At 69.1% G+C, this 11,895-nt stretch carries 10 protein-coding genes; all 10 read left to right on the forward strand.

The genetic code is table 11. The annotated features are described in order from the left end of the window. Positions 1–15 precede the first annotated feature (15 nt). Positions 16–1,935, forward strand: a complete 1,920-nt coding sequence (locus tag BLW48_RS28765) for a PEP/pyruvate-binding domain-containing protein (RefSeq protein WP_093178887.1) — start codon at positions 16–18, stop codon at positions 1,933–1,935. Then, the gene (locus tag BLW48_RS28770) at positions 1,932–3,155 is read left to right on the forward strand and encodes a hypothetical protein (protein WP_093178889.1); all 1,224 of its coding nucleotides are present in this window, start codon (positions 1,932–1,934) and stop codon (positions 3,153–3,155) included. The genes BLW48_RS28765 and BLW48_RS28770 overlap by 4 nt, the downstream gene beginning before the upstream one ends. After that, positions 3,152–4,276: a hypothetical protein gene (locus tag BLW48_RS28775; protein WP_093178890.1), complete on the forward strand. Its 1,125-nt coding sequence runs from the start codon at positions 3,152–3,154 to the stop codon at positions 4,274–4,276. The genes BLW48_RS28770 and BLW48_RS28775 overlap by 4 nt, the downstream gene beginning before the upstream one ends. Beyond that, entirely contained in the window at positions 4,273–5,322 is a 1,050-nt protein-coding gene (locus BLW48_RS28780; protein WP_093178892.1) for a phosphoenolpyruvate carboxykinase (ATP), read from the forward strand. The genes BLW48_RS28775 and BLW48_RS28780 overlap by 4 nt, the downstream gene beginning before the upstream one ends. A 23-nt stretch (positions 5,323–5,345) precedes the next feature. Beyond that, entirely contained in the window at positions 5,346–5,957 is a 612-nt protein-coding gene (locus BLW48_RS28785) for a dephospho-CoA kinase (protein ID WP_093178893.1), read from the forward strand. Then, positions 5,954–7,600: a hypothetical protein gene (locus BLW48_RS28790; protein WP_093178895.1), complete on the forward strand. Its 1,647-nt coding sequence runs from the start codon at positions 5,954–5,956 to the stop codon at positions 7,598–7,600. Before BLW48_RS28785 ends, BLW48_RS28790 begins: the two co-directional genes overlap by 4 nt. Further along, positions 7,591–8,376 carry an HAD-IIA family hydrolase gene (locus BLW48_RS28795; protein ID WP_093178896.1) on the forward strand — a complete coding sequence of 262 codons (786 nt, stop codon included), beginning with the start codon at positions 7,591–7,593 and terminating at the stop codon, positions 8,374–8,376. Before BLW48_RS28790 ends, BLW48_RS28795 begins: the two co-directional genes overlap by 10 nt. 36 nt (positions 8,377–8,412) lie before the next feature. Next, positions 8,413–9,546, forward strand: a complete 1,134-nt coding sequence (locus BLW48_RS28800; protein WP_093178898.1) for an alanine racemase — start codon at positions 8,413–8,415, stop codon at positions 9,544–9,546. A 6-nt stretch (positions 9,547–9,552) separates the two neighbouring features. Further along, a complete protein-coding gene (locus BLW48_RS28805; RefSeq protein WP_093178899.1) occupies positions 9,553–10,383 on the forward strand; it encodes a hypothetical protein in 831 nt (276 codons plus the stop codon). Between the two features lie 242 nt (positions 10,384–10,625). Beyond that, complete coding sequence (locus tag BLW48_RS28810) at positions 10,626–11,663, forward strand: tyrosine-type recombinase/integrase (RefSeq protein WP_093178901.1); 1,038 nt, start codon at positions 10,626–10,628, stop codon at positions 11,661–11,663. Positions 11,664–11,895 lie beyond the last annotated feature (232 nt).

Consider the following 11,895-nt stretch of genomic DNA (forward strand, 5'->3'; position numbering starts at 1 on the left):
AAGGAACGGCACGCCATGTCTTCCAAGTACCGGACGCTCGTCGCGCTGTCGCATGCGGTGCCCGTGCCCGCGCTCTTCGCGCTCGACGACGCACAGCTGGCCGCGCTCTGGGCCAACCACGGCGCCATGCGCGAGGAGGCGCAGGAGGTGTTCGCGAGCATCCGCCTGACCGCGGGCGCGTTCCTGGACCGCGACCTCGACCGGCTCGATGCCGTGGCCGTGCCGCAATGGACGGACGATGCGAACGCTCTCCTTGCGGCGCATCTCGCAGCGGCCGGCCTGTCGGCCGCGCACGCCCTGGCGGTGCGCTCTTCGGGCGGCATCGAGGACGGTGCCGCACACAGCTTTGCGGGCATCTTCGAATCCGTGCTGCATGTCGAGGGCATGGCGGCGCTGAAGGAGGCCCTCTTCGATGTATGGCGCTCCGCGTTCTCGCGCCGCGCGGCCGTGGAGCGACTGCGCTGCGGCCTGCTCGACGCACCGCTGGACATGACGGTGATCGTGCAGCGCATGGTCGCCGCGCGATGGGCCGGCGTGGCCTTCAGCCACGACCCCATCGACGGCCGGCCGGAGATGCTGATCGAGGCCGTGCAGGGCGTGGGCGATGCGCTGGTCTCGGGCGCCGCGGCCTCGCAGTCGGTGCGCTGGGGCGAGGCCGGCCTCGTTGGCGATGCGCCGTTGCGCGACGCGCAGGAGATGCTGGTCGAGCTGGCCGCCATCGTGCGCACGGTCGAGGGTCAGCTCGGCACCGCCGTTGACGTCGAATGGGCCTGCGACGGCGAGCGCGTATGGGTGCTTCAGGGGCGGCCGATCACCTCGCTGCATGCGGCGGACGACGCGGCTCACGCGCAGTGGACCGATCTCTATCTCGCGGCCGACGAAGACATCGCCGCCTTCAGGCCGCTGCCGGGTTTCGCGAACTACTTCCGCTCCAAGCGCCGGCCGCTGGCATTGCTGGCGCATGCGCACGGCGTGGCCTCGGGCACGGCGCTGCTGGTGCGCGGCAATGCAGGCGGCTTCGAGGATGCCTCGCGCATGCAGGCCCTCTGCGCGCGCTTCGGCGAGGACAGCGTGGTGCTCGACTTTTCCGACGGCCTGCGGCAGCAGGTTCTGCCCACCGGCGAACTGGCATCGCGCCTGCGGCAGGTGCTGGGCGCGCAGGCGTCGACCTTCGTGATCCGCGACTACGTGCGCGGCGACTGGGGGCTCATCACCCAGCCCACCGAGGACGGCGGCGTGCTCTGCGAATGTTCCACCGACGGCCTGCTGGCGATCAACCGTGGATCGGCGCAGACGCAGGCGTTCTTCATCGGCAGCGACCGGCAGGTGAGCGGCGCGCAATCCGCTGCGGCCGCGCCGTTCGGCGCGCGTGAGCGCGAACAACTGCACCGCGCCACCCATGCGGCGGTAGCGCGCTTCGGACCGGTCCAGCTCGAATGGGTGATCGGCGCGGGGCAACTGAGGCTGATCGACTTCTCGCCGATCAAGAGCCTGCACACGGCGCAGGGCGACGACGGCCACGAGGAAGATGGCCGACGGACCATTTCCCCCGGCTTTGCGCACGGCGCGGCGCTGGTGGTGCCTGCCGACAGGCATCTGGAAGACATCAGCATCGCCGCGACCGTGTCGATCAGCCACATGCCGAGCGCGGAGAGCCTGGGGCCGGCCATCGTTCGCTTGGCCGAGCGCGCGCGCGTCGGCGGCGGATCGATGATCGTCGTGGCGCCGCGCCCCTACGCCGCACTGGCGGCGCTCATTCCGTACGTCTCGGGCTTCGTGTTCGAGCAGGCCTCGATGCTGTGCCACCTCGCGATCCTGCTGCGGGAAAGCCAGGTACCCGCAGTGGCCTCGCGCGCGCTCTACGCGCGCGGCCTCGAAGGCGAGAGCCTGACGATCGAGGCCCGCGCGGCGAGCGCCAGCCGGGAGACGGCATGAGCGAATCCGTCTACTTCCTCGTGCATGCGAACGCCGCGCCGCGGCAGCTGGTGGCTGTCCTTGTGTGCAGCGGCACCGGTCTGCGCAAGGGCGCGAACAGCTTCTACGTGCGCGGCGGCGATCTGCGGCTGCAGGCCGTCTGGCTCGCCGATGGACGCTGCGACGCCGCACCGCCGGATTCGCCGGCCTTCGAGTACCGCAGCTTCAGCGCGACGCAGCGCGCGGCCAGCCGCGGCTTCTGCGCCTGGCTCTGTGCACGGTATCCGGCGCTCGGGGCCGCGCTCGAAGCCGGTGCCGGTCTCTCGCCACGCCTTGCGCCGGCCATCGTCGCCACCCGCGAGGGCGACTCGCTCGCCTTCCATCACTTCGTGCAGCAGGGCGAGCTCGGCAGCCTGTTCGTGCGCTACCGCGACGAGGCGATGCCCGATGCGCCGCTGGCCTGGCGCCACTTCGACAGCCTGCTCGCAAGTCATGCGCCCGTGCTCGCAGCGCTGCGCCCCGCGCTGGGCGACGAGTGCTGGTACACCAAGTGGCGGCCCGACCTGGAGATGGAGCGCAAGTTCACGTTCATGGGCATTCCCGACACCTGGCGGCTGCTGATGGCGTTCCACGACGCCATCGCCGATGGCGCCCTGCCCGACTTCGTGCCCGAGATCGACCGCGAGATCCAGGTCTGGGACTACGAGCAGCACATCTTCGAGGTGCTGGGCGCCAATGCCGAAAGCGGCTACGTCGCCTACATCCCGCAAGCGGACGGCCGCATGACCGTCAAGCGCAAGTGGTTCATCGAGAACAGCGAGGTGCGCCGCGAATCGCTGTGGGGCAACCTGGCGCTCGGCATGGACGACATCGAGGCGCATGTGCGCACGCTGACGCCCGAGGCCACGCGGAGGCTGCCCTCGTACCGGCGCAAGCGCTTCGATGCGCAGTTCGAATCGCTGGCCACCGGCAACATCTTCGGCATCTACATGGACGTGTGCCGCACGCTCGACGATGCGCATTCGTTCTCGCAATGCGAGGTCGAGTACTGCCGCACGCGCAGCTTCGGCGAGCTGCACGGGCTGCAGCAGGACTTCGATGCGATCTCGGGTTTCGTGGGTGCGTCGCTCGCGCGCTGGGGACAGGCGCACCAGCAGGACCTGTACTCCAAGCTCGACTTCGTGCGCGAGATCGCGGACGCCGGCCAGGCGCAGGCAGAGCCCGAGCGGAGGGCCGCATGAGCGATGCGACCTCGATGATCGTGTTCGGCAACTGGCGCCTGCGCCATGCCGAGCCCTCACCCGAAGCGGCACGGCGGCTGCGCGTCCAGCGCGTGGCCACCCGTTCCGGCACGCGTGCGGCGCAGGCGGACTGCCGCGGTGCGCACGCGCTCGTCGCCCATTGCGTGGACGCGACATGGCAGCCCGCCCCTCACGCGGCCGCCGCCATGCCGAGCCACAACATCGACCCCGACTGGGTGCCGCTGGCCCATGTGGACATCGACGATGGGCTGGTGCACATCAGGCACCTGGTCGACCGCACCGACCGCCACGTGGCGCATTTCATCGCGCCACCGGTGCCGGTGTCGCCTTTCGCGCCGCCGCAACTGTACGAGCAGCTGTGGCAGGCCTTCCAGGCCAACCACCTGCAGACCAGCAACTACGAGTGCTACTACGCCGTGCACGCCGCCCCGGAGGACCTGCACGTGGCCATCGATGCGACGGCACCGCTGGACGTGCTGGCGCTCGGCGATGCCTGGCTCGACGCGCTCGACGCCGACACTGCCTCGCACTTCGTCGCGCAGATCGGCGACGAGCTGCAGCACGGCAGCCACGACAACGTCCTGTGCCGCGTGCTGCCGCATCTCGAGGGCCGGTGCGGATGGGCCAATGCGGCGCTCTTCAGCCGCAAGCGCCGCGCCACGGTGCTCGAGCCGCTGGCCGAATTCAGCGCAGTGCTGCGGCCGGACGGCGGCGCGCCATGGACAGAACAGCGCCACCCCGACCAGCCCTATGGCGCGGCCGTCGAGGTCGACCTCGCGCAGCACTTCGACCTGCCGCTGCAGCCGGCCGTGCGCTGGCGCCACACGCGGGCAAGCTCGGGCTGCGAGTCCCTCGAGACGGGCAACCTCTTCAGCGTGGGCTTTTCCTGTGCGCAGGCCGCCACGCCCGTTTTCCATTGCGCCGTCAGCTATCTGCGCACGCGCGGTGACGGCAGCGCCGCGCTCGTCGCGCAGCAGCAGGCCGCGCTGCGCGACAAGGTCCTGCAGTTTCTCCGGCGGCAAGGTCTCGATGCCTGGCCCGACGCCGGAGGCATCGCCCATTTGTACGAACGCATTGCCGAAGGGAGCCCTCGCCCATGACGGACAGCCTGTTGACCAACACTGTGTTCAGCCTGCGCTTGCGAGCGGGCGCAGCGTCGAGACCGCTCGCGATGCGCCTGCGGACCTTTCTTTCGCCCTACCTCTGGGCCGGCACCGATGACGGCGCGCCGGACCTCGCGGTCGACCTGCACGCCGCCGACGACTTCCTGCCCGCGTGGTGCGCGCGCTGCACCGCACCGATGACGATCCGCGAAACCTACGCCATCGGCTTCACGCTCAAGGTGGTGCGCGGCATGTTGGAAGACGGCACGCAGCTCGCATGGGACGCGGACACGCGCGTGGGCTACCGCTACAGCACCGCGCGGCGCGAGGTCGCGTTCTATGGCGACGAGGCGACGGCGTTCATCCACCTCATCGAACTCGTGCGCTACTTCGGCCTGCTGGTCGAGCAGTCCAAAGGCACGGCCATCCTGCACAGCTCGGCGGTGCTCGACGAGAAGACTGGCGGCGTGATCGCCATCGCGGGCGTCAAGGGCGCGGGCAAGACCACGACCATGCTCGACCTCGTGCTCGGGCAGGGACACCGCTATTTCTCTGGCGACAAGCTGCTGCTGGACGTGGTGGACGGCCGGCTGCGCGCGCGCGGCTGGCCCGACTACCCGCACATCGGCCTGGGCTCGCTGCGGCAGCACCCGGCATTGGTCCAGCGGCTCGGCAACCAGGCCGACGCGGCGCGTGACCCGGCGCGCGCCGACTTCGACAAGATTCTGCTCACGCCCGAGGCCTTCGCCAGCGCGGTCGGCCGCAGCCCCATGGGCAGCGGCTGGCTCGAGCGCATCGTGCTGCCCGAGGTCGCGGTGGACGAGGTGCTGCGCACCCGGCAGTTGCGTGGTGAGGAGATCGACGATGTGCTGCGCGACCCGCGCATCTTCGAGTGGCCGCACACCTTCATCACCTCGACCTGGCACGGCATGCCGCCGGCCGACCGCGCGATGGAGCGGCGCGTGGCCGCGCCCGTCGCCGCCGCGCTGGGCACGCTGCCCTGGATCAGCACGCCGGGCCGCGCGGCGCTGGCCGCGGCCTGAACGCACGAGGGGGAGCACAGCACATGCCGAACCACACTTCCACGCAAACGGCCGCACCGCGCCCGGCCCTCTGCCTGTGCCTCGTGGCACCCAGCGGCTCCGGAAAGAGCACGACCGCGCAGTTGATCCGCGACTGGCTGCTCGCGCGCGGGCATACGGTCGAAGTCGTGAAGCTGGCCGAGCCGCTGTACCGCATCCAGGCGATGTTCTATGCCGAGGCCGGCATCGCACTCACACCGGAGACGCAGGACCAGAAGCTGCTGGAAAGCGTGGCCGCGCACCTGCGCACCATCCATGCGCGGGCGCTGGCGGACGGCTTCCTGCGACGCCTGGCGGTTTCGCGCGCCGACGTGGTGATCAACGACGACCTGCGCGACGACCGCATCGACTGGCCCGCGCTGCGCGAGGCCGGCTTCCGGGTGGTCAAGGTGGCCGCCCGCGCCGAGGTGCGCGCGCAGCGACTGGCCAAACGGAACGATCTCAGCGTGGTGAAGGACAGTCCGCTTGATCAGCAGATGGCGCGCATCGAAGCTGACTACGTGCTCACCAACAACGGCAGCCTCAGGGCATTGGAGGCTCAGGTAGCCGGCCTTTGCCGGCTGCTCGTGGGCGAGCGCGCCGAGGCTATGGCATGACGCCCGCGAAGGGCCTGTTCTGGCTGCTGGTCGATGGCCTGTCGCACACGCTGTGGCAGCAGCTCGCACCGATGCTGCCGCTGCGCGTGGATTGCGCTCTGCCGCTGGAGCCGCTGTCGCCCAACTGCCAGACGCCGCCTTCGCTGTTCAGCATCTGGAGCGGGCTCGACGCCAGCGCGCACGGCCTCACGGGCTACGAGATTCCCGACGCCGAAGCAGGCGACCCGCTGGCCGTCGCCGATGCCTTCGGCCGCTGGCCGCGCACCACGCCGATGGTGTGGGATCGCTGGGCTGTCGCGGGCGGGCGCGTCCGCACCAGCGCCGTGCCCTTCGTGCAGCCGTCGCGACTGGCAGGTGCGCTGCTGTCGCACACCGAGGTCTATGCGCGTCCCGTGAGCCCACCCGCGGTGCTGGCGCCGGGCGATGCGCTGTCGGTGCCGGCGCTTCAGCTGCATTGCACCTTGACGGTGTCGCCCGACAACAGCGCGATGGTGCTTCACGATGTGCCGACCGGCGGCGATCTGCGCGTGCCTTTCGGCAGCACCTGCCATGTCGCGCTGTCGCCGGCGTTGCCGACGGCGCTGGCCGGCGACACCAACCGCGCGGTCGCGGTTCACGCCACCCGCGTGGAGGGGCAGCCGCGGCTGTGCTTCCTGGGCTTCCAGCCGGTGTTCGTGCATGGCCGCGACGCCGCGCTGCGCCGGCTGGCGTTGCGTCATCGCGCCTGCAGCGTGGGCAACCCGGCCAGACTGCATGCGAGCGGGGCGCTGGGGCGGCATGTCGACCAGGGCGGCGACGGCTCGGCCGAGCTGCTGCTGCTCGACCTGCTCGACGTGATGCACCGCAGTTTTCTCGACGACATCCTGTGGAGCCTGCGCGCGGGCGGTGCGGAGCTGACGGTGGGCTACTACCCGGTGATCGACCTGGTGTCGCACCAACTGCTGCGCCATCTCGGAGACGACTCGACCGCGCCGCCACATGCAGTGGCCGGCGCGATCCGCGCCCGGCTGGCGCACTGGCTCTTCGAACTGTTCGACGGCTGCCAGGCGCTGCTCGCACCGGGTTGCCGTTTCATCGCGCATTCCGACCACGGCATGCAGCCGCTGAGCCACGACCTCGCGCCCAACAGCTGTTTCGCGGCGCGGGGCTGGCTCGCGGCGACCGGCACCGGGCAGATCGACACGGAGCGCTCATTCGCGTTCTATCACCCGGCCGAGAACGGCTGGCTGGCCCTGAATCCTGCGCGCATGGCGGCAGCCGGCGTGACGACACAGGCCATCGTCGATGCGCTGGGCGAGGCCCTTCCGACCGAACTCCTCGGCGCCTTCCGGCTGATCGAGGGACCTGTGGTCGATCTGGGCGGTGGATGGACGAGCCCCTGGTATCTGCAGCCGCCGACCGCTGCCCGCCTGCTCAAGTCGCCCCATCTGCCGTTTGCCGTGGAAAGCCGCAAAGGCGGCGACCACACCTGCTGGTCCGACGCGCCCTGGCTCAAGGGCGTCTTCCTGGAGCCGACGCTGCAGCCCGGCGTGCCGGCGTGGCAGACGCCGCTGACGCTGATGCAACTGGCACCGGCCCTCATGGCCGAGTTGGGCCGGCCCGCGCATGCCGCACCCTCGCGCGAGGCGCAGGCATGGCACTGAAGGCGCTGCTGATCGATATCGATGGCACCCTGGTCTTTCGGAACGAAGCCATCGCTGGCGCGAACTGGGCGCTGCAGGAGGCGGCGCAGGCAGGTCTCGCGGTGCGGCTGCTGACCAACATCAGCGCGAAGCTGCCGCATCACATCGCCGCCGGACTGCAGGCGTGCGGCATCGACGTGGCCGAAGACAACATCCAGACCGCAGCCATGGCCTGCAGCGCCTACATCCGCAGGCAGCCCGATGCGTCCTGCCACCTGTTGGTGCCCGATGCCATGGACAGCCTCTTCGAGAACATCCGGCGCGACGACGCCAGGCCCGACTTCGTCGTGATCGGCGATGTGGCGGAGCGCTTCGACTACGACCTGCTCAACGGGGTCTTCCGCATGCTGCGCGACGGCGCACAGCTGGTGGTGCCGCATCGCAATCTCTACTGGTTCGACGGTGCCGGGCCGCCCCGGCTGGATGCCGGCGCTTTCATCCTCGGGCTGGAGGCCGCGGCGGGGCAGACGGCCGTCGTCACCGGCAAGCCCTCCGCGGTGTTCTTCCAGGCCGCGCTCGATGCGCTGGGTGTCTGCGCCAGCGAAGCGCTGGTGGTGGGCGACGACCTGCTCACCGACATCGCAGGCGCCAGGGCCTCGGGCCTTGCGAGCGTGCTGGTGCACACCGGCAAGGGCCAGACGCCGCGCACACCGGGCACGGCAGCCCCCGACGCGCAGTTGCAGAGCATTGCGGGCCTGATGCCCTACCTGCACGGCGCTGGCCTTCTTGCGCGCTGAACGACATCCACACGACCAACGAGGGACAGACACACCATGCAGTTCGACGCCGCCGTGCGCGCGACAGAGTTCGACGCGTTCTATACCTTCAATCCCGCCCGCCTCGCCCACGCGACAAGGGCCTTCGTCGAGGGCTTTCCGGGCAGCGTGCTGTATGCGGTGAAGGCCAATCCATTGCCCCAGGTGATCTCGACCGTGCGCGCTGCAGGTGTCGCGGGCTTCGACGTGGCCTCGATCGGCGAAGCTCTTCTCGTACAGGCCGAGGCGCCAGGCGCGCGCTGCTGGTTCATGAATCCCGCCAAGTCGCGCCGCGACATCGAACGCGCCTGGAGGGAACTGGGGCTGCGCGACTTCGTGGTCGATTGCGCCGCGGAACTCGAGAAACTGCTGGAGGTTCTGCCGACACAGGAGCCTTCGCTGCGCACCTATGTGCGATTCCATTCGGGCGCGTCGGATGCACTGTACGACCTGAACAGCAAGTTCGGCGCGTCGCACGCAGACACGCTTCGGCTTCTGCAGCGCATCGCGGCACAGACACGGTGGTCATCGGGCATCGCGTTCCACCCGGGCTCGCAGACGATCAGCGTCGAGCCCTACCTCGCCGCACTGCAGACGGCCGCCAGGCTGGTCGAGCAGGCGAATGCCCCCGTGGCCGCACTGGACATCGGCGGCGGCTTTCCGGCGCGCTACGACAACATGCCGATGTCGCCGCCGGCTTCGCTGCTCCAACGGCTGGGCGAGTTCGTTGCCTCGTCTTCGGCACTGAAGCGCGTGGAGCTGTTGTGCGAGCCGGGCCGAGTGCTGGCGTACGACTGCATGTCGCTCTTCGCGCGGGTCATCCTGCGCAAGGACCAGGCGCTCTATTGCGGCGCCGGCATCTTCGGGGGACTGCTGCCGGCGCAGCAGTTCTTCCAGCTGCCCGTGCGGGCATGGCGCGGCAGCGAGCCGATCGATGTGGCGGCCGATGGCCGCAGCGAGTTCGTCGTCTTCGGTCCGACCTGCGACAGCAACGACAGACTCGCGTTTCCGTATGCGCTGCCCGTTCACCTGCGGGAGGGCGACTGGATCGAGTTCCAGCATGTGGGCGCCTATTCGGAGAGCGTGCGCTGCGCGTTCAACGGGTTCTCAGTCGACCACCTGGTGACGGTCGGCGAGCACGAGATGGGCTGATGCGCCATGTCCGGCATCCGGCTCAACATCGAAGCCATCATTCTTCAGAGCTTGGTGGAACTGATCGAGCAGCAGAACGCCGCCAGTCAAGCAGAACTGGATGCGCCCCGGGTGCACATCGCCGCCACATCCGAAGACCTGGTGCACGCAGCCCAGGTGATGGCGCAGGCATTCGTGAGAAACCGCGACAAGGCCTGGATCGCATGGCTGCGGCCCGCTGACGTCAAGCGCATCCGAGCGGGCGACTTCGTCGATGCCGAGCGGAAGATCGCCCGGGTCATCCACTACCTTCTGCAGGCGGCGTTGCGCACGGGCGGCGTGGTGGTGCTGGAGACCGCGCGCGAAGAGCCGCAAGGCGCCCGCACGGTCCGCGGTGCGGCGCTCAGGACGCTGCCAAGCGCCATCCCGTCGAGACCGGGGCTCTTTCACGAGCTGACGGTTGGCGCCCCTGCCGCCTTGCGTGCCTATGGCTTGCGCCGGACCCTGGCGGCCCAGAGCGCTTCGGCCGCCCTGCAGCGCGCGACCCATGCGATGCGCGTGCGCGAAGGCGTCCCCGAGCGGTGCATCTACGGCGGCATGGTCTGTGTCCACCCGGTGCACGAGCAGAAACGCGTGGCCTCGCGAATGTCGCGGCCGTTCCAGCGGCTGGCCGACATTCATGGGCTCTCCTACCTGCTCCAGAGCAGCAACCCGGATCGCAACGACACCCGCGTATTCAAGGGCTTCGGGTTCAGGCACACGGGTGAGTTCGTCTACGGGGCCTCGAAGCTCAACAGCGTCGGGCCCTACACCGTCAAGCTGATGATCAGAAGTCCGGCGCCTGTGCTGCCTGAGTGATGGCCTGTGCCTGTCGGGAGCATCCTGCATGCGCTCACTCTGAGCGCTACGCGGCCCGATCGAATCACATCGGGGCTCAGCCGCTGCCATATCGGGAGCGGTGAGTTCATCAAAAAGAAACTAACGGGAAGCCGATTCATATCACGCCCTTTCCTGTTAAGTAATGCTGTTCTACAGATGCATCAAGCTCGAGAACTCTCTGATGCTCTCGCCTCCCGTTAGCATGTTTATACTTGGGCGTCATGGCCGCTGAATTGTCCCTTCCTCTTTTCGATGAGTTGCCTCCCGCAGCGCATGCGACCGCCTTCGGGCAGGCTTTCGAGGCTTGGCTGGCCGATCAGCGCGGTGCGGGCTTGCTGCGCCGGGACGGCTCGGCATCGGTCTACAAAGACATGTGGGAGGCCTTCGCAACATGGTGTCTGGGGCAGTCGCCTGCGGTGACCTTGCCTTCGCTGGCGCTGACCGATCTGCAGGCATTCCAGGCTGCGCGATTCGGCCGCAAGACCTCGGACCTGTCGCTCACGCCCCGCTACGCGTTGCGCCTGATGCGACTGATCGATCGGGTGTTGCGCCATCACGCAGCCCAGACCGATGCCGTGGTCAACACGGCTGCCGCGGACTGGATCCAGGCAAACCCCGAGGTCCGCTATGCCGACGCCGCGCATGCCGATCCCCTGCCGGAATACCTCCCGGTGAGCGAAGCCAGGCAGCTCATTGCCTTTCTCTCGGCCGCTCGGCCGCGGCCCGGAGTGCCGCGGAACGCCCACGCAGGGCTGACTTGGCAGGAAGTGCGCAATCGGGCCTCGGTGGCCTTGCAACTCGGGGCCGGGCTCACGCCGGGGGATGTGCGGGCGCTGACGCTGGATTCGCCTGTCGCGCAAGGCGGCCGTGTGCGCGAGCGGCCCTGGAAGCTTCATGTGCCTGGGGACGGCAATTCGCCGGCAAGGGAGACCCCCATGGCACCTTGGGCCGCGGAATTGCTGCAGCACTGGCTGGCCGTGCGAACCGAAGCGGGCATCGTTGGCACTTACCTGTTTCCCTCCACACGTACCGGCAAGCAATGGCAAAAGCCGTCCCAATACGAGTGCGCGAAACGCGTTCTCGAGGAAGCCGGCATGGACTCGCGCGAGGGCGGTTCATTCCGCCTGCGGCACACCTTTGCGCTCAGGCAACTGCGTCGAGGCACATCGCCCGAGCAGGTGGCACGGTGGCTGGGCATCGAGCCGGCGAAGATGAAGCGCTACGAGCGGGTGTTGCCGGACGTGGTGGAAGTCGTCTGAGGAGTCCCCCGCTCTCGGCGGCCTCCTCGCTCGCCTCGTCAGGCCTGCCGAGGCAGGGCGAGCGAACATCCGTGGTGAAGAGTGCGAGACGAAACACCGCCTGAACACCGCTCGGCTTGTCGGGCGCGCCCGTCTCGACCAAGCCTCTCACCGCCTATCTGCTCCATCCCGATCACACGGGGCATCACGATCGACGGCACCGAGCGAATGCCACGCGCCCCACACGACCCCG

It is taken from the genome of Variovorax sp. YR266, assembly GCF_900107295.1.
Classification (GTDB): domain Bacteria; phylum Pseudomonadota; class Gammaproteobacteria; order Burkholderiales; family Burkholderiaceae_C; genus Variovorax.

Bases quoted from the DNA above. Each gene is read 5' to 3' on its own strand.
- BLW48_RS28765 (WP_093178887.1), top strand. From the start codon at position 16: ATGTCTTCCAAGTACCGGACGCTCGTCGCGCTGTCGCATGCGGTGCCC.
- BLW48_RS28770 (WP_093178889.1), top strand. From the start codon at position 1,932: ATGAGCGAATCCGTCTACTTCCTCGTGCATGCGAACGCCGCGCCGCGG.
- BLW48_RS28775 (WP_093178890.1), top strand. From the start codon at position 3,152: ATGAGCGATGCGACCTCGATGATCGTGTTCGGCAACTGGCGCCTGCGC.
- BLW48_RS28780 (WP_093178892.1), top strand. From the start codon at position 4,273: ATGACGGACAGCCTGTTGACCAACACTGTGTTCAGCCTGCGCTTGCGA.
- BLW48_RS28785 (WP_093178893.1), top strand. From the start codon at position 5,346: ATGCCGAACCACACTTCCACGCAAACGGCCGCACCGCGCCCGGCCCTC.
- BLW48_RS28790 (WP_093178895.1), top strand. From the start codon at position 5,954: ATGACGCCCGCGAAGGGCCTGTTCTGGCTGCTGGTCGATGGCCTGTCG.
- BLW48_RS28795 (WP_093178896.1), top strand. From the start codon at position 7,591: ATGGCACTGAAGGCGCTGCTGATCGATATCGATGGCACCCTGGTCTTT.
- BLW48_RS28800 (WP_093178898.1), top strand. From the start codon at position 8,413: ATGCAGTTCGACGCCGCCGTGCGCGCGACAGAGTTCGACGCGTTCTAT.
- BLW48_RS28805 (WP_093178899.1), top strand. From the start codon at position 9,553: ATGTCCGGCATCCGGCTCAACATCGAAGCCATCATTCTTCAGAGCTTG.
- BLW48_RS28810 (WP_093178901.1), top strand. From the start codon at position 10,626: ATGGCCGCTGAATTGTCCCTTCCTCTTTTCGATGAGTTGCCTCCCGCA.